We start from the raw sequence: 18,431 nt of genomic DNA, 5'->3' as shown, positions 1-18,431 counted from the left end.
TAGGGGGTTGGAAAAATCAGGTGACCACGCTCGGCGTCTGGCGACCGGTGCGCTGGCGCAGCCCGGACACATCGTCGGCGATCGCCGCCAGGCCGGACAAGGCCTGTTGCGTGTCCTGCGCATGGCGCGCCGGATCGGCCTCGTAGCGTTCGAGGTAGACGCGGACGGTGGCGCCCTCGGTGCCGGTGCCGGACAAACGGAACACGATGCGCGAACCATCGGTCATGATGATGCGCACGCCCTGGCGCGAAGCGACCGAGCCGTCGACCGGATCGGTGTAGACGAAATCGTCGGCCTGCGCCACGCGGAATTCGCCCAGCACCTGGCCAGCGAGGGTCGGCAGCTTTTCACGCAGCGCGGCCATCATGGTGTCCGCGGCCGCGGCGTCCACGGCTTCGTAGTCGTGGCGCGAATAATAGTTGCGCCCGAAGCGCGCCCAGTGCTCGCCGACCAACTGCTCGACCGATTTGCCGGTGGCAGCCAGCATGTTCAGCCAGAACAGCACGGCCCACAGCCCGTCCTTCTCGCGCACGTGATCGGAACCGGTGCCATAGCTCTCCTCGCCGCAGAGCGTGACCAGGCCGGCGTCCATCAGGTTGCCGAAGTATTTCCAGCCGGTCGGGGTCTCGAAGCAGGGAATGTCGAGCGCCTTGGCGACGCGGTCAGCCGCTCCTGAGGTCGGCATCGAGCGGGCGATGCCCTTGATGCCGCCGGCATAGCCGGGAGCGAGCGTCGCATTGGCGGCGATGATGGCGAGGCTGTCCGAGGGGGTGACCGCGATGCTGCGGCCGACGATCATGTTGCGGTCGGCGTCGCCGTCCGATGCTGCACCGAAGTCGGGCGCGCCAGCCCCGGACATCAGTGCGATCAATTCTGCGGCGTTGACCGGGTTCGGGTCGGGATGGTGGCCGCCGAAGTCTTCCAGCGGTTCGCCGTTCATCACCGTGCCGGCCGGCGCCCCCAGCATGCCTTCGAGGATCGCCTTCGCGTAGGGGCCGGAGACGGCGCTCATGCCGTCGAATTTCATCGTAAAGCCGCGCGCGAACAGGGCGCGGATTGCGTCGAAGTCGAACAGGCGGCCCATCAGTTCCGCGTAGTCTGCCACCGGGTCGATCACTTCGACCTGCATGTGCTCCAGGGTGCTCATGCCGATGGTATCCAGGTCCACCGGCGGCGCGTCGCTGATGCGGTAGCTGGACATCGCCTGGGCGCTTTGGGTATTCGCGAAGATGGCTTCGGTGATCTTTTCCGGGGCCGGGCCGCCGTTGTCGATGTTGTACTTGATGCCGAAGTCGCCGTCCGGGCCGCCCGGGTTATGGCTGGCCGAGAGCACGATGCCCCCAAAAGCGGCCCGCTTGCGGATCACGCAGCTCACTGCAGGCGTCGACAGGATGCCGCCGCGGCCCACCAGCATGCGCGCCACGCCGTGAGCGGCGGCCATGCGCAGGATGGTCTGGATCGCGCTGCGGTTGAAGAAGCGCCCGTCGCCCCCGAGCACCAGGGTACGCCCGCTCAGGTCGCCGAGGGTCTGGAAAATCGCTTCGACGAAGTTCTCGAGGTAGCCCGGTTGCTGGAATTCGGTCACCTTCTTGCGCAGGCCCGAGGTGCCAGGGCGTTGCCCGGCGAATGGCTTCGTCGCCACTGTCTGAATCGTCATGCTTCGCTCCTGAGTATGCGTTCGTTTGTTGATAAAACGTTACTATACGACAGGAGCGAACATCATTGGCGCGCAGGGGCAAGGCTGCCCTTAGTCGCGCGCCTTGTCCGTCACCGCCAGCGTCAGCAGCGCAGCCACGCCCATGCAGGCGCCGCCCAGGGCCAGGGTCTGCACCGTGTGGCCATTGAAGAATTCGCGGGTGACGAAGCCGAGCAGCAGGCCGCTGACGATCTGCGGAATGACGACGAAGAAGTTAAACAGGCCCATGAAATAACCCATGCGCCTGGCCGGCAGCGAACCTGCGAGGATCGCGTACGGCATGGTGAGAATACTGGCCCATGCAATGCCGACGCCGATCATCGGCAGCATCAGCATCTCTTTGCTGTCGATCAGGGCGATGCTCGCCAGGCTGGCGCCGCCGATGGCCAGGCAGGTCGCGTGGACCACCTTGCGGCTGGTGGCGCGGGCGAACACCGGCAGGATGAAGGCGGCCAGCGCCGACACGCCGCTGTACACCGCGAACATGATGCCGACCCAGTTGCCGGCGTCCTGGTAGGCGGCCGACTGGGCGTCGCGGGTGCCGTAGACCGAATCGGCAATCGCGCTGCCGGTGTAGATCCACATCGCGAACAGCGCGATCCAGGTGAAGAACTGCACGAACGCGAGCTGCACCATGGTCTTCGGCATCTTGCCGAAGCCGCCCATGATTTCGAGGAAGGCCACTTTCAGGTTGCGTGCATGCTTGCGCTCGCGCTCAAAAGCGGCGAGGTCGGCCGGCGGCAGTTCGTCGGCGGTGAACACGGTCCAGCTCACGGCCAGCATGAATACCAGGGCGCCGGCGTAGAACGAATAACGCACGGTTTCCGGGATGCTGCCGTCGACCGGCACGTTCGACACGCCCATGCTGGTGAAGATCGTCGGCAGCAGGGACGCGATCACCGCGCCGCAGCCGATGAAGAAGGTCTGCATCGCGTAGCCGGCGGTCTGCTGCGAAACATCGAGCTTGTCGCCCACGAAGGCGCGGAACGGCTCCATCGACACGTTGATGGCTGCATCCATCATCCACAACACGGCGACCGCCATCCACAGCGCCGAGGAATTCGGCATCAGGAACATCGCAATCGCGGCCAGGATCGCACCGATGAAGAAGAACGGACGGCGACGGCCCCACTTCGGGTGCCAGGTGTTGTCGCTCAGGTAGCCGACGATCGGCTGCACCAGCAAGCCCGTGACCGGTGCGGCCAGCCAGAACAGGGCCAGGTCGTCCGGGTTGGCGCCGAGGGTCGAAAAGATACGGCTGGTGTTGGCGTTTTGCAGCGCAAAGCCGAACTGGATGCCGAAGAAGCCGAAACTCATGTTCCACAGCTGCCAGAACGACAGGCGCGGTTTATGCGCCCTGGTGTGCATGTCGGCTTTGGCTTGTACTTCCATTGTTGTCCCCAATCGGCCCGGATTCATACCGGACTCTGTATGTGTGGCGAACGCGCCACGTGCCGCTATCGACCCTGCTTGCGAGCGCAGGACCGGGAAAGTGGCTGGGGGAGCGTCCCCGTCCGAAAGGCCATGAGGACGGGCTGTTGCAGGATGAATTTGTAGCAAAATAACATGGGGTTTTCCGGGTGTCAATCGGAGACGGACAGGGTAGAATCACGACGCATACAATTGCTTGAACGGCATTTGTAGTCAAATAACACAAACTATACGGAGACATCATGCTCGACATGCAGCGCCGGCTGAGCAAACCCTTTTACGCGTTGACCAGCCTGCCCGCGACGGCAATGGGCTTCGCGCTATGCATCCAGATTTCCGCGCTCAGCTGGCTGCTGAGCACCAAATACAAGCTCGACATCCACGAGATCGGCATCGTCTGGGCGGCGGGACCGCTCGCCGGCATCCTTGGCCAAGTGATCATCGGTTTCATCAGCGACAAGACCTGGTTCTGGGGCGGCCGCCGGCGGCCCTTCATCCTGATCGGCGGCGTGCTGGCGGCCCTCTCGGTGTTCCTGCTGCCTCGCATCGAGCTCGTCGCGGATCTGCTCGGCATCGGCAACCTGCTGGTGGTGGCGGTGATCATCGCCCTGACGCTCGATTTATCGATCAACATCAGCTTCAACCCGACCCGCTCGCTGATCGCGGACGTCACGCCCGACGGCGACGCGCGCACGCGCGGCTATACCTGGATGCAGACGATTTCCGGCTTCTGGGGCGTGATGGCTTACCTGATCGGCGCCTTCATCGACAACTATGCGCTCATTTCCGTGGGCGTGATCATCGTGCTGGCCTTCTCCGTGCTGCCGGTGTTCCTGATCGACGAGCCGCGCGAACTGACTCCGTCGAAGCAGGCAGCCGAGCCGGTGGCCGCGACCACCGCAGCGGCGGACCGGTCCGACTGGGGCCAGCTATGGCGCCTGTGGAGCGCGCACGCCTTCACCTGGTTCGGCGTGCAGTCGATGTTCGTCTACATCATCTCCTTCATCCAGCAGCATGTGGTCACGCCCGGCGCGACAACCGAACAAGCGGCGGCGCAGTCGGGCCATGTGATCGCCATCTCGTTCGCGACCATGAACGTGGTCGGCTTCCTGCTGCCGGCGCTGGTGCTCGCGCCCGTCGCCGCGCGCATCGGGCGCGTGCGCACCCAAGCGACCTGCATCGGCATCATGGCGCTGGCTTATTTCGCCATTGCCCTGTTCGCGCGCACCCCAGGCATGCTGTACGTCCTGATGGCGTTGGTCGGCATTGGCTGGGCGGCGGTGGTCAGCCTGCCATTTGCCATCATGAGCGAAAAGGTAGACAAGCGCCGCATGGGGTATTTCATGGGGCTGTTCAACCTGTCGGTGGTGCTGCCGCAGCTGGCTACCACCGTGGTCGGCTATGTTTTGAAAGACGCGCTCGATAAAAGCGTGCTGTTCATGATTTGCGGCGGCTGCCTGGCGGTGTCGAGTGTGCTGTGGCTGCTCGTGCGCGAGGACAAGGCAGTCGCGTCGCCTGCGCCCGCATTGGCCGCTTCGCACTGAGGCGGGAGAAATGGCCATGCCATCGATCCGCACCCTCTTCCCGCTTGCTCTCGCGACGGTGCTGTCCGCGCCCGCGCTGGCCGCAGACAACATCCCGGCACCGCCCAAGGCCTCGACCGCCCTGCCCGGCGTGCGCCTGCTCCCCGAACTCGACATGCCCGGCCTGAACCGCAAGCGCCAGGTGCGCCTCTACCTGCCCCCTGGCTATGCCACGTCGAGCAAGCGCTACCCGGTGCTGTACATGCACGACGCCCAGAACCTGTTCGACGACGCCACCGCCTTTGCCGGCGAATGGAAGGCCGACGAAACGCTCGACGCCCTGTCGCGCGAAGGCAGGCTGGAGCTGATCGTGGTCGGCATCGACAACGGCGCCGACAAGCGCATCACGGAGCTGAGCGCCTGGGACAGCGCCCGCTTCGGCGCGGCCGAGGGACGGCAATACACGGACTTCATTGTCAAGACCGTCAAGCCGCTCATCGACAGCAGCTACCGCACCCTGCCCGGCCGCGCCCACACGGCCATCATGGGCAGCTCGATGGGCGGCCTGGCCTCGCATTATGCGATCGCCCAGTATCCGCAGGTATTCAGCAAGGCCGGCGTGTTTTCGCCCGCCTACTGGACGGCTGCGCCTTCGTTCGACTTCATGGCGCAGCACCCGCTGCCGAAGGATGCGAGGGTCTACCTGCTGGTGGGCGAGAAGGAAGGCGACTCCCAGGTGCCGGACGCGCAGCGCATGGCGGGTGTCGTGCGCCAGGGCGGACACCCCGAGGCGGGTACGGTTCTGAAGATCGTGCCCGGGGCCGGGCACAACGAGGGGTTCTGGAGCGCGGAGTTGCGCGAGGCGCTGTTGTGGATGTTTGCGCAGTAACGTAGGGGGGGCGCGGCCGGCGTAGGCTCTTGAGCCCACGCGGTCTTACCTTGGAACAGTCGGGTTATTTTGACCGCCGGTTGAACGCGTGGACGGCAAAGCCGTCCACCCTACGCATATCAAGTCGTACGCGGCTTCTTGGTGTACGACGGCTTGTCCGACTTGTACCCCGGCTTGCCCATCGCGCCACGCTCGGCGCCGAAGGATTTCTTCGGGGCGCCCGCCTTCTTCGGCGGCGGCGTTTCGCCGTCGCGCGTGATGTTGAGCTGCTGGCCAGCCACCCATACCGTCTTCAGGTGGTCGAGCAGGTCCTTCGGCAGGTCGGCCGGCAGGTCGAGCGTGCTGTAGTCGTCATAGATCTCGATGCGGCCGATCACCTTCGAGTCGATGTTGGCCTCGTTGGCGATCGCACCGACGATGTTGCCCGGCTTGACGCCGTTCGTGTGGCCCACTTCGATGCGGAAGGTCGCCATGCCGTCTTCCGGTGCGCGCATCACGCGCTCCTTCTTGAAACCTGCTTCACGTGGCGCACGCGGGGCGCGGTCTTCCCAACTGCTGGCATCCTCGCGCGAGGGGCGCGGCAGGCGTTCGACGAAGTCGGTGCGCGCCGGGCGATCTTCCCAGGTCGCCGCCTTCGGCTCGCGGTCCGGCTTTTCCAGCAGCAGCGGCACTTCGCCGCGGCCCAGCTTTGCCAGCGCGGCGGCGATGTCGACCGCCGGCACGTTCTGCTCCTGCTCATACTCCTCGATCAGCGAGCGGAACTGGTCCAGGCCGCCGGCGGCCAGCGTTTCGGTGATCTGCTCCTTGAACTTGGCGATGCGCACGTCGTTGACGGCCTTGATGGTCGGCAGCGTCAGCTGCGAAACCGGCTGGCGCGTGGCGCGCTCGATGGCTTTCAGGAGGTTGCGCTCGCGCGGCGTGATGAACAGGATCGCGTCGCCGCTGCGGCCCGCGCGGCCGGTGCGGCCGATGCGGTGGGTGTAGCTTTCCGGGTCCGACGGCACGTCGTAGTTGATGACGTGGCTGATGCGCTCGACGTCGAGGCCGCGGGCGGCGACGTCGGTGGCAACCAGGATGTCGATCTTGCCGTTCTTCAGCTGCTCGATGGTGCGCTCGCGCTGCACCTGGGCGATGTCGCCATTGATGGCGGCGGCCGCGAAGCCACGTGCCTGCAGCTTGCTTGCCAGCTCTTCGGTGCCGAGCTTGGTGCGAGCGAAGATGATCATGCCGTCGAAGGGCTCGGCTTCCAGGATGCGGGTCAGCGCCTCCAGCTTCTGCATGCCCGACACCAGCCAGTAGCGCTGGGTGATGTTGTCGGCGGTGCCGGTTTTCGCGGCCACCGTTACTTCGGCAGGATCGCGCAGGTAAGTTTTGGCGATGCGCTTGATCGCCGGCGGCATGGTGGCCGAGAACAGCGCGATCTGGCGCTCGTTCGGGATCTGCTGCAGGATCTGCTCGACGTCGTCGATGAAGCCCATGCGCAGCATTTCGTCGGCTTCGTCGAGGACCAGCGTTTTCAGCTGCGACAGGTCGAGCGAGCCTTTTTGCATGTGGTCGATCACGCGGCCCGGAGTGCCGACGATGACCTGCACGCCGCGGCGCAGGGCCTGCAGCTGCGGGCCGTAGCTCTGGCCGCCGTAGATCGGCAGCACGGCGAAGTTCTTCATGTGCGTGGCGTAGGTCTGGAAGGCTTCAGCGACCTGGATCGCCAGCTCGCGCGTCGGCGCCAGCACCAGCGCCTGCGGCGCGGTCTGCTTGGTGTCGATGCGCGACAGCACCGGCAGCGCGAATGCGGCGGTCTTGCCGGTACCGGTCTGCGCCTGTCCCAGCACGTCGCGTCCTTCCATCAGCAGGGGAATGGTGGCGGCCTGGATCGGCGACGGTGCTTCGTAGCCGACGTCCTTGAGCGCCTTGAGGATGGGCGCAGGGAGGTTCAGGTCGGAAAACGATGGGATGGGGGTGTCTGACATGGATGACTTTCGGATAACGATACTAAACCGCCAGTTTACTCCCTCGTCGGGAACGGGCGGGCACAATTTGAAAAATGGGGGCTAACAAAAGAAAAGCAGCCCCATGCGCCAAGCACATGAGGCTGCTTGCAGGAAAGTTCAGGTCTAGATTTTGCGCGCCGCGCAGTGGCGCGCGATGTACTCCTCGTGCGACGGCATCACGGCCACGCACTTGGCGATCACCCCGCGCACGCTGTCGAGGTACTCGACGATGTCGGCCTCGGACTGCGCGTCCACCAGCGGGTGATAACCCTCGACCGGCATGTTCTGCCCTTCGAACACCTGGGTCCAGCCGACTTCCGAAAACAGTTCGTTGTCGACCCGGACCACCTTCCCGCGCGCGCGGTACAGGTCCATCTTCTGGCGCAGCGTCTCCGGGATGGCCATGTTGGCGCAGGCCAGCCAGTATTCGGAATCGGTACGCTGGTTCAGGTGGTAGTGCAGCACGATGAAGTCGCGGATGCGCTCGTACTCGAAGCGCGACTGGCGGTTGAACTCGTTGCGCTCTACCTCGTCGAAGCCGCTGTCCGGGAAGTAGTCGATCAGCCGCTGGAGCGCCGACTGGATCAGGTGGATGCTGGTCGATTCGATCGGTTCGAGGAAGCCGCCGGCCAGGCCGATGGCCACCACGTTGCGGTTCCAGGCCTGCTTGCGCATGCCGGTCTGGAACTTGATCAGGCGCGGGTCCGCCAGCGCCTTGCCGTCCAGGTTGGCCAGCAGGGTGCTCGCCGCCTCGTCGTCGCTGATGTAACGGCTGCAGTAGACGTGGCCGTTGCCGGTGCGGTGCTGCAGCGGGATGCGCCACTGCCAGCCCGACTTGTGCGCGGTGGCGCGGGTGAACGGCGTCATCGCCGCCACCGATTCGCATGGCACGGCGAGCGCGCGGTCGGCCGGCAGCCAGCCGCTCCAGTCCTCGTACCCGGTTTGCAGGGTCTGCTCGATCAGCAGGCCGCGGAAGCCCGAGCAGTCGATGAACAGCTCGCCGCTGACGCGGGTGCCGTTCTCCAGCTCGACCGCATCGATGTAGCCGTCGCCCGCGCGCTGGGTGGCGCGCAGGATTTTGCCCTCGATGCGGATCGCGCCGCGCGACTCGGCGAGCTTGCGCAGGAAGCGCGCATACAGGCTGGCGTCGAAATGGTAGGCGTAGGCGATGTCGCGCAGCGGCGAATTCGGCACGTCGTGGCGCGGCGGCATGAACTTGCCGGCTTTCGCCGCCATGCGCGTGATCGAATACTCTTCCAGCGGCGCGGCCTTGCCGAGGCGGCGCATCTTTTGCCAGTACTGCTCGAACGGCACCGTGGCCAGGTCCTGGCCGATGCGTCCGAAGCCGTGCGTGTAGCGCTCGCCCAGCTTGCCCCAGTTCACGAACTCGACGCCGAGCTTGAAGCTGCCCTGGGTCGCGCGCATGAATTCGGCTTCGTCGATGCCGAGCACGCGGTTGAAGCGCTGGATCATCGGGATGGTGGCCTCGCCCACGCCGACGATGCCGATCTCGTCCGACTCGACGAGGCGGATGTTGTAGCGGCCGTTGAGGATGGTCGAGAGTGCGGCGGCCGTCATCCAGCCGGCGGTGCCGCCGCCGACGATGACGATGTCCTTGAGTGGTTCGTTCTGCATATGTGTATTCGCCCGGGGGTCAAAAAAACGACCCCTGTCAGGCGCAAGCCCGGCAGGGGTCGTTACTTTACCGCAGTTCAGCTTCAGCTCAAATGATTAGAACTTGTAGCTGGCGCCGAAGTGGTAGGTACGGCCATAGTCGACGCGGTTGCTCGGGTTATTTTCGTCCTCGGTGAACTCCAGGAACGGTGCATTGTTCCAGTTCTGTGCCTGGGCGAACAGGCTCACGCCCTTCAGCCAGCCGCGCTGGATCTCATACGAGGCCTGCAGGTCGACGATGGTCTCGCCCTTGATGAAGGTCAGCTGCGCATTGTCCTGGAAGTCCGACACCTGGCCCAGGAAGCTCGAACGCTTGCGCGCCGCGGCGGCAATCTGGAAGCCATGCTTCTCGTAGTACAGGCGCAGGTTGGTGACCTTGCGCGACAGGCCAGGCAGCGGGATGGTCGCCGCGCTGCCGGTCACGTTCGCGAAGCCTTCACGCGGCAATTCGATGCTGCTCTTCGTGTCCGAGTGGTTGACCAGCATGCCGAAGCCGTCCAGGTAAGGCGACACCATCGAGAACGGCAGGTTCGCCGCCAGCTCGAAACCACGGATGTTACCGCCGCTGCCATTCTGCGGCTGGGTGAAGCGGCCCATCGTCGAGCCGCCCGCCGGCAGGTTCGTCTCCGGCGTGATGAAGCCGGCGAAGTCGAAGTCGCGGGCCGTGCGGAAGATGTAGGTGTCGAGCTTCTTGTAGAAAGCGGCGGCGCTCACATAACCCTTGTTGCCGAAGTATTTTTCGTACGACAGGTCAAGCGACTTGGCGCGGAATGGCTTCAGGTCTGGCGTACCCGAGGTGCTTGTCAGGACGCTTTTACCTGCATTATTACCCAGCGTGACATTCGAACCGGCGCGCAGGTCGTCCAGGTTGGCGCGCGACACGACCTTGGCGGCACCCACGCGCAGGAACTGATCGTTGCCCAGGTCGAACGACATGTTCAGGCTTGGCAGGACATCCCAGTACTTGTCGCCACCGGTGACACGTTGACCAGGGCAGCTTGTCGGGGTATTGCCCTTGCAATTGCCGCTGTCGACCTTGTAGCCGTTACCGGTCTGGTCGGTGTGCACAGCCTGCACGCCGACGTTACCGCGGTACGGCAGGCCGAACAGTTCGCCATCCAGGTCGCCCATGACATAGGCGGTCGAGATGCGTTCCTGCACGTCCCAGAACTTGTTGAGGATGTCGGCGTCGACCTTCGGGGCCAGTTCGTAGACCGATCCCAGCGAGCCGCGCGGATCCCAGCTCACCACATTGAAGCCCGAGGCGCCAGCCTGCGCCACACCGCTGCCCGGCACGGTGGCGGAACCAGCCGGATTACCGCCGATGATCATCAGGCGACCGTCCTGGCCGGCACGCGACTTGTCGCGCGCGGTGAAGTTCAGGCCGTAGGTCGTGGCAACCACTGGCCCCCACTCGACGCCCGTCTTGGCGGAGAGGCGGATCGCCTTGACTTCGTCCTCGACATACGGCTGGCCGAGGTAGCCGGCCTGAGGCGAGGACGCGCCGCCGGACCAGCCCATGGTGTCGGTCAGGACGGCGACGCTGCGATCGGCGTAGTTCAGGCCCGGGGTGTACTTCACCTCGGTGACGTTGGCGCCGTTGAAGCCCGTGTACGAGAGCGTGTCCTGCTGGTTCGGCAGCGTGCCGGCGGTGGTTTCGTAACGCGAACCGAGCTTGGTGGCCTTCGACCAGGTCAGGTCGGCGCCCGTGGTCCAGCCGCCGATCTTCAGTTCGTTACTCCAGCCGACGCTCTTCAGGTCGTCTTCCGCGCCTTCGTAGTGGTTACGGACGACGCCCTTCCAGTTGCTGATCGTGCCGCTGGTGGCGACGCCATTGGTTACCGTAGACTTGCTCAGCACGTGATCCAGCTCGTATTTGCCGCCGGCATTGCCGGCGACGCCTGCTTCGAAACCGGTTTTCTTCAGGCCGGTTTCGCCCGCCGAGTAGAACAGGTCGACGGTCGACTTGAAGTTCTTGTTTGGACGGAACTGGAACGCGGCGAAGGCGCCGTCGCGGTTATGCAGGTTCTGCTCGGTGTCGTAACCGAAGCCGTTCGGCACCTTGAGTTTGACTTTATCTTTCACGCCAGGGACGAACACCTCGTCCGCGACGCCCCACGAATTGAACTTCGACTGGCCGCCGCCGAGTTCTTCGTAGCGGGTCAGGCCGATGGCGACACCGATGGTGCGGTTCGCGAACTGGTCGATGTAGGACAGCGTGGCGCGATCGCCGTCGCCTTCCGGCAGGCCGTCGCGCTGCTTGACGCCGAGGCGGCTCTTCTTGTAACTGACAGCGACGGTGCGCTTGCCGAAGTCCAGCGGCTGCACGGTGCGCAGGTCGATGGTCGCGGCCAGGCCCTGGCCGATGACGCTCGCGTCCGGGGTCTTGTAGATGACGACGGAACCCATCAGTTCGGCCGGGAACAGATCGAACTCAGGCGAACGGGCGTTGCCGGTCGAGGCCATTTCGCGGCCATTGAGCAGGGTGCCGTTGAAGCTTGGCGCCAGGCCGCGCACCGAGATGTCGGCGGACTTGCCCGAGCTGCGGCCACGCTGGGCCGACACGCCTGGCAGGCGCGAGATCGAATCGGCGACGCTCTGGTCCGGCAGCTTGCCGATGTCTTCGGCCGAGATGGCTTCGACGATCGAGCTGGAATTTTTCTTGATCGAGATCGCCGCTTCGATACCGCGGCGGATGCCCGTCACGCGCACGGTCTGGACCGGGGTCGCGGTGGTGCTGACGGTGGCGTCCTGGCCAGTCGTCACGGCCGAGTTCGGCGTGTTATTGGTGGTGTCCGCGGTCGTATCGGCGGTCTGGACCGTCGGGGCCGGCGTGGCAGTGGTGTCGGTCGCCTGCTGCGCGTAGGCGCTGCCGGCAAATGCAGTCAGGAAGATGGCGCAGCCGGCTGCTACCGGGCTCAGCTGGAAAGCACGGGTTGCCGTGTTCGCAGCGCGCTTGTTGGCGAAGAATTTCATTTGTCCCCTCAGATAAAACAACATGGTTTCCCGAAGACAGCTGCAGAGCCACGACACGGGATTGGTTTTAACGGCTTTTTTAGACGTTCAAGCAAGAATTCTGTACTAAAACTAGATGCACTGTCAACGGGCGTCTCTTGCAACTACGCTAATTTAACGAAGGTAGCGCTGTTATATAGAGTGAGCGCGTTTGCCGTTGTATTTGAGCTACAGAAGAGCGTATGCATGCGTGTAGTTGTACTACAACTTGCTTGCTTTGCACCAACTTGGTGCGCCCGCGCTCCGTCCGGGTGCGCGCACGGATGGCGTCCGATGGCGCTGCCCAGTCCGGCCAGGAGGCCCGGAGGCTGGCTCGTCGGCCGTGACAAAAGATGACAATTCAGCCAACTATTTTCAGTAGAATGCGCCAGCCCTTGCGGGGCTCAACAATACATATGGAGAAGCAGATGCACATGAAAGCGATCCTCGGCACCAGCGCCCTGCTCCTGCTTGCCGGTTGCGGCGGTGGCGACAATACGGCGCACGACGCCGCCAGCCTGCAGGGACTCTGGTACGAACGGGAAGTCGTCCTGCAGCAGACTTACGTCAACCCGCTCATCGTCGTGCAAACGGGCCAGGACATCCTGGTGACGACTTGCGACCGCTCCACGACGGCCCTGCGCCTCATCCCCGGCAGCAATGGCGGCAAGCTGGTCCAGGGCGATGGGCAGGAATACACCTGGCAGCCCGCGGGCGAAGGCACCATGACCATTCCCCATCGCGCGGCCGCTTATGCGCTGCTGCGGCGATTCTCGCCCGCTCCCCGGTTCGACTCCGGCCGCCTCGCATTGGGCGGAACGGCGCTGACCACGCTGCAGGCAAACCAGGACGTGTGCGCAGGGATCTCCGGCCAGCCCCAGCAAACCGGCAACGGCGAGCAAACCATCGTGCGGACGGTCCTGATCAGCGCTCCCTACATGGGAAGCCACGTCCAGCTCCGGCTGGGCTTCCAGGCGCTCGCCGCCGGCGAGTTCACGGTCCGCGACCGCACTGGCTTCCTGCGCAACCCTGCCGGCTCGACCTGGGTCGAATTACAGTCGCCCGCCTTTACCGGCGTTGCCGGCCAGGGCAGCCTGGCGATCAGCGCAGGCCAGGTGCTGGTCAAGGCAGGCGCGAACGGCATCCATACGTTCGAAGGGGCGCTGATAACGGCATCGGGCGCGCAGGTCACGTTCAGCGCCGAGGTGGTGCTCGAGCGGCGGCCATAAGTCCCGGGCCAGGGGCAGCCTTTGCGAATGCGTTGCCCCCGACGTGGTGGTGTAGTATTCTTTCCTAAGCAGGAAGAGGCTCCCCAGCACCACGCCGCAGTAAGTGCAAGCGTCGGTGTAGTGAAACTACGGTGCGACCTGAATTCCTGTCTCCGCCCATTCTCTACTGCCGAGCCATCATGAAACGACCTGTCGCCACGCTTGTCCTCACCACCGCCTGCCTGTCCGCCGCCCTGGCTGCCCCGATCGAGCACCTCGAACCGCCCTTCTGGTGGACCGGTATGCAGCACAAGGGTCTGCAGCTGATGGTGCATGGCGCCGGCATCGGCAAGCTGGAGCCACGCATCGAGTATCCCGGCGTGCGCGTGGTCGCGAGCACCCGCGTGCCGAACGCGAACTACCTGTTCGTCGACCTCGAGATCGGCCCGGACGCCAGGCCGGGCAAGTTCGATATCGTGTTCACGGGTGCGGACGGCACCCAGCGCCACCCGTATGAATTGCGCGCACGCGAAACGGGTTCGGCCAACCGGCAGGGCTTCACCAGCGCCGATGCGATCTACCAGATCATGCCCGACCGCTTCGCCAACGGCGACCCGTCGAACGACAGCCTTGCCAACATGGCGGACAAGGCTGACCGCAAAGCCTATGGCGGGCGCCACGGCGGCGACATCGAGGGTGTCGTCCAACGGCTCGACTACATCGCCGGCCTCGGCTTCACCCAGCTGTGGCCCACGCCCCTGGTCGAGAACGACATGCCGGCCTGGTCGTACCACGGCTATGCCGCTACCAATCACTACAAGATCGATCCGCGCTACGGCAGCAACGAGGACTTCGTGCGCCTGTCACGCGAAGCGAAGAAGCGCGGCATCGGCCTGATCCAGGACGTGGTGCTGTCGCACATCGGCAGGGAGCACTGGTGGATGAAGGACATGCCGACCCCGGACTGGATCAACTTCGGCGGCAAGTTCGTGCCGACCCAGCACCATCGCGTCGCGGTGCAGGACAAGTACGCCGCCAAGGTGGACAGCCGCAACTTCACCGCCGGCTGGTTCGTCGAGACCATGCCCGACCTGAACCAGACCAACCCGCTGGTGGCGAATTACCTCATCCAGAACAACATCTGGTGGATCGAGTACGCCGGCCTGTCGGGCCTGCGCATCGACACCTACGGCTATTCGGACGGCGCCTTCCTCACCCAGTACACGAAACGCCTGATGGACGAATACCCGCGCCTGAACATGGTGGGCGAGGAATGGAGTTCGCTGCCGCCGGTGGTGGCGCGCTGGCAGCGCGGCAAGGTCAACTTCGACGGCTACACGTCCTCGCTGCCGAGCCTGATGGACTTCCCGCTGGTGGAGGCCATGCGCAGCGCGCTCTCCGCTTCCGGCAAGGGTTTCACCAATGTGTACGAAACGCTCTCGCTCGACTACCTGTACCCGGAACCGAACAACCTGGTCCTCTTCGGGGGCAACCACGACATGGCGCGCATGTTCAGCGTCGCCGGCGCAGACTTCGACCGCTACCGCATGAACCTGGTGTTCCTGATGACGATGCCGCGCATCCCCCAGTTCTACACGGGCGACGAAATCCTGATGACCAGCCCGACGAAGGAGCGCGACGACGGCAGCTACCGCATCGACTTCCCCGGCGGCTGGGCGGGCGACAAGGTGAATGCCTTCACCGGCAAAGGCCTCAGCGCCCAGCAGCGCGCCGCGCAGGAACTGGTGCGCAAGCTGGGCACCTGGCGCCGCGGCCAGCCGGTCATCCACACGGGCAAGCTGATGCACTTCGGCCCGGAGAACAACACCTGGGTTTATTTCCGCTACGACGACAACAAGCGCGTCATGGTCGCGATGAACAACAACGCGAAGGAGATGGCGCTGCCCACGGCCCGCTTCCAGGAAATGCTCAAAGGGACGCCGTCCGGCGTCGACTTCCTGACCGGGAAAACAGTGGACCTGACGCGCGAGCTGCGCCTGGCGCCAAAGGCGACCGTCGTCATCGAACTGCCGGGGGCCTGATGAATCCATCGCACTGGCTGCTGCCTGCCCTCCTCGTTTCCAGCGCGGCCGTCGCGGCCGATCCCGGCCCGGTGCGCGACGCCTTGTTCGTGCGCGGCGGCTTCAACGGCTGGGGCACGGAGAACGCCTTGCGCCACAAGGGCAAAGGCATCTACGAAGCCGAGATCCTGGTCAGCCCCGGCAACCACGGCTTCAAGGTCGGCAGCCGGGATTGGAAGCATGAATGGGTTCCAGGCGGGGTCCCAGGCGCCGGCACAGCCGTCAAACCGGATACCGCCATCCCGCTCGCGACCAGCGCCGGCCCGGAGGCGACGCTGTTGGTGCGCACCACCGGCACCTACCGCTTCACGCTCGATGCCAGCAAACCATCGGCACCCGTGCTGCGCGTCGCGCGCCTGCCTGATCGCAAGAGCGGCCCAGGTTCGGCCTTCACTCCGGACCCGCACGCGGGCCATGCGCGCGCGGCCACGCTCACCTATGCCACCCACGACGGCAAGGTCGAGACCGCACGCTTTTCGCTGAAGGAGCCCGAGGCGCAGCTGCGCAGCTATACCCATTCGACGACGATGGCGCTGCGCGACCCGGTGCCCCAGCACGCCAGTTACGCGGAAAGCCCGGACCTGCCCTACACCCGCAGCGGCAACATGGCCTTCGATGCGCTGTTCGCGCTGGCCGGCAGCGAGATGCGCCAGGATGCGGTCAGCCAGATCCGCGATGGCAACTACAAGGGCGGCGCCGCCATCCCCTGCGACTGCTTCGAGACCGGCGAAAAATGGCACTACGTCTGGACGCGCGACCTGTCGTATGCGGCCGACCTGGGCCTGGCCCTGCTCGATCCGGGCCGCGTGCGCAATTCGCTCGACTTCAAGCTCTCCGGCTACAGGAAGGAAGTGCCGAAGGCTGCGCAGGTCGCGGGCACGCCAGACGGCCTGCAGGTCGTGCAGGACACCGGCAGCGGCGGCAGCTGGCCGGTCAGCACCGACCGCGTGACCTGGGCCTTCGCGGCCGAGGAAACCCTGCGCCACCTGCCCCCTGCCGAACGGGCGCCGTTCGCCAAGCGTGCCCTGACGGCGCTGACCAACACGATCGAGAACGACCGCATCGCCGCTTTCGATGCGAAAGATGGCCTCAAGGATGGCCTGTATAGCGGCGAGCAATCCTTCCTCGACTGGCGCGACCAGAGCTACGCGGCCTGGATCCCGGACGACCTGGCCTCGATGGCGAGCGCGAAGGCGGTGTCGACCAACGTCGCCCATTACAAGGCGCTCACCTTCACGGCCCGGCTGGCGCGTGAGGCGGGCGACACCGCGCGTGCCGCGCGCTACGGCGCCTGGGCGCTGGACCTGAAAAAGGCGATCAATGCGCGCCTGTGGATGAAGGAGGCCGGCATGTACAGCAGCCTGACCGCCGGCCACCTGGTTGGTGCTCCAATGCACCGCTTCGACTGGCTGGGGCAGGCGCTGGCGATCGTCACCGGCATCGCGGACAGCGCGCAGGCACGCAGCATCCTCGCCCGCTACCCGCACGGACCGATGGGCGCGCCGGTCATCTGGCCACAGCAGCCGGGCGTGCCGGTGTATCACAACCGCGCCATGTGGCCCTTCGTGACCGGCTATGGATTGAAAGCTGCCGCCTTGATCGGCAACGTGGCCGTTGCCGACGCGGCTTATGACTCCCTGATGCGCGGCGCGGCCCTGAACATGTCGAACATGGAAAACCTGGAATGGCTGTCCGGCCAGCCGCTCCTGCTCGACGAAAAAAATCCCTCGCTGATCGGCCCGGTCATCAACTCGCGGCGCCAGCTGTGGTCCGTCGGCGCCTACCTCGGCATGGTGATCGAGAACGTGTTCGGCGTCAGCGCCACGGATGAGGGCATCGCCCTGCGGCCCTTCGTCACGACCAAACTACGGCGCGAGACCTTCGCCGGCAGCGGACAGGCGACGCTGCACAACCTGCGCCTGCGCGGCCAGCGCCTCAGCGTACGCCTGCTGCTGCCACCAGCGAGCACGGTGCAGGGCCACCACGGGGTCGAGCGCGTGCTGCTCAACGGCGCGCCGGTGCAGTCGACGATGCGGTCGACAATCCCCTGGGCGCAACTGAAGGACGGCGACGTGATCGAGATCGGGCTTGGCGCACCCGTGCCTGGCGAGACCGCGATTCGCCGCGTGAACGCCGATCCGTACAGCGAATCGCCCGTGGTGTTTGGTCCGCGCGAACCGGTCGTCAAACGCATCGAGCGCGACGCCGCGGGCCGGGTGCGGCTGCAGATCGACGCCGGCGGCAACGGCGCTGGGGGCAACGGCGCCGCAAGCGGCGTTGTCTACCATGTGTACCGCGACGGCCAGCCGGTGGCACTGAACCTGCCCGCCGGCGCCTGGGTCGACCGCGACATCAAACCAAACGCCTGCTACACCGTCGAGGCGCAGTTCACGGCCTCCGGCAACCGCAGCCACCACAGCGCGCCGCACTGCGCCGGGCCGGCGCACGAGATTGCGGCCAACGATGCACGGGTGTCCTCGAACCTGAAGGTCACCACTGGCGGCGCCCAATCCGGCACGCCCCACCTGGCCGGCTGGGGCCGTCCATCGGACCGCTTCGAGGTGCGCGACGTGCGCATCGCGGCGGCGGGCGACTACCGGCTCCAGGTGCGCTACCGGAACACGGCCAATGCGATCAACCTGGGCGTGAGCGGCGGCGTGAAATGGCTGATGGTGCTCGATGCGTCCGGACGCACAGTAGCGCAGGGTGTGGTGCAGCTGCCGCATACCAAGCCTGGTAACGCCCCTGCCCTGTCGACGCCACTGGCCGCGCACCTGCAAGGGGGCGCCTACCGCATCCGCATGAGCGACTTCTACAACATGAGCTACCTGGAGGCGAACGCCACGTTCAGCGCCGCGGGTGGCGCAAGCGGACCGTCGAACCGGTTCGACATCCATGGTGTGCGCCTGCTGCGGGTGAACTGAATGGAGAACTTTCGGAGCGC

The 18,431-nt window shown here is 65.3% G+C and carries 10 protein-coding genes; 5 read left to right on the top strand and 5 right to left on the bottom strand.

What is annotated here, in order from left to right:
- Window positions 1-16: 16 nt before the first annotated feature.
- Together ACFPN5_RS16675 and ACFPN5_RS16670 are read right to left on the bottom strand one after the other, a co-directional pair.
- Complete coding sequence (locus ACFPN5_RS16675; protein WP_379784894.1) at window positions 17-1,657, bottom strand: alpha-D-glucose phosphate-specific phosphoglucomutase; 1,641 nt, start codon at window positions 1,655-1,657, stop codon at window positions 17-19.
- 90 nt (window positions 1,658-1,747) lie between these two features.
- The gene (locus ACFPN5_RS16670; RefSeq protein WP_379784893.1) at window positions 1,748-3,088 is read right to left on the bottom strand and encodes an MFS transporter; all 1,341 of its coding nucleotides are present in this window, start codon (window positions 3,086-3,088) and stop codon (window positions 1,748-1,750) included.
- 281 nt (window positions 3,089-3,369) lie between these two features.
- Between ACFPN5_RS16670 and ACFPN5_RS16665 the strand changes: the two genes are divergently transcribed.
- Together ACFPN5_RS16665 and ACFPN5_RS16660 are read left to right on the top strand one after the other, a co-directional pair.
- Window positions 3,370-4,671 carry an MFS transporter gene (locus tag ACFPN5_RS16665; RefSeq protein ID WP_379784892.1) on the top strand — a complete coding sequence of 434 codons (1,302 nt, stop codon included), beginning with the start codon at window positions 3,370-3,372 and terminating at the stop codon, window positions 4,669-4,671.
- A gap of 16 nt (window positions 4,672-4,687) precedes the next feature.
- Window positions 4,688-5,539 carry an alpha/beta hydrolase gene (locus tag ACFPN5_RS16660; protein ID WP_379784891.1) on the top strand — a complete coding sequence of 284 codons (852 nt, stop codon included), beginning with the start codon at window positions 4,688-4,690 and terminating at the stop codon, window positions 5,537-5,539.
- 119 nt (window positions 5,540-5,658) lie between these two features.
- Here the strand turns inward: ACFPN5_RS16660 and ACFPN5_RS16655 are convergent, their stop codons facing one another.
- The 3 genes from ACFPN5_RS16655 to ACFPN5_RS16645 form a co-directional block, all read right to left on the bottom strand.
- Window positions 5,659-7,509 carry a DEAD/DEAH box helicase gene (locus ACFPN5_RS16655; RefSeq protein WP_379784890.1) on the bottom strand — a complete coding sequence of 617 codons (1,851 nt, stop codon included), beginning with the start codon at window positions 7,507-7,509 and terminating at the stop codon, window positions 5,659-5,661.
- Window positions 7,510-7,653: 144 nt separating this feature from the next.
- Complete coding sequence (locus ACFPN5_RS16650; protein ID WP_379784889.1) at window positions 7,654-9,165, bottom strand: tryptophan halogenase family protein; 1,512 nt, start codon at window positions 9,163-9,165, stop codon at window positions 7,654-7,656.
- A 96-nt stretch (window positions 9,166-9,261) separates the two neighbouring features.
- Window positions 9,262-12,180: a TonB-dependent receptor gene (locus ACFPN5_RS16645; RefSeq protein WP_379784888.1), complete on the bottom strand. Its 2,919-nt coding sequence runs from the start codon at window positions 12,178-12,180 to the stop codon at window positions 9,262-9,264.
- A 452-nt stretch (window positions 12,181-12,632) separates the two neighbouring features.
- Between ACFPN5_RS16645 and ACFPN5_RS16640 the strand changes: the two genes are divergently transcribed.
- From ACFPN5_RS16640 to ACFPN5_RS16630, 3 genes are all read left to right on the top strand, one after another.
- Complete coding sequence (locus ACFPN5_RS16640; RefSeq protein WP_379784887.1) at window positions 12,633-13,427, top strand: hypothetical protein; 795 nt, start codon at window positions 12,633-12,635, stop codon at window positions 13,425-13,427.
- Window positions 13,428-13,606: 179 nt separating this feature from the next.
- The gene (locus tag ACFPN5_RS16635; protein ID WP_379784886.1) at window positions 13,607-15,448 is read left to right on the top strand and encodes a glycoside hydrolase family 13 protein; all 1,842 of its coding nucleotides are present in this window, start codon (window positions 13,607-13,609) and stop codon (window positions 15,446-15,448) included.
- Window positions 15,448-18,411: an alpha-L-rhamnosidase-related protein gene (locus ACFPN5_RS16630; protein ID WP_379784885.1), complete on the top strand. Its 2,964-nt coding sequence runs from the start codon at window positions 15,448-15,450 to the stop codon at window positions 18,409-18,411. Before ACFPN5_RS16635 ends, ACFPN5_RS16630 begins: the two co-directional genes overlap by 1 nt.
- Window positions 18,412-18,431 lie beyond the last annotated feature (20 nt).

This window comes from Massilia niabensis, from assembly GCF_042655085.1.
Taxonomy (GTDB): Bacteria; Pseudomonadota; Gammaproteobacteria; order Burkholderiales; family Burkholderiaceae_D; genus Telluria; species Telluria niabensis.
Note: the sequence above shows the minus strand (reverse complement) of the source record. Positions and strands in the feature narration are given on the sequence as shown.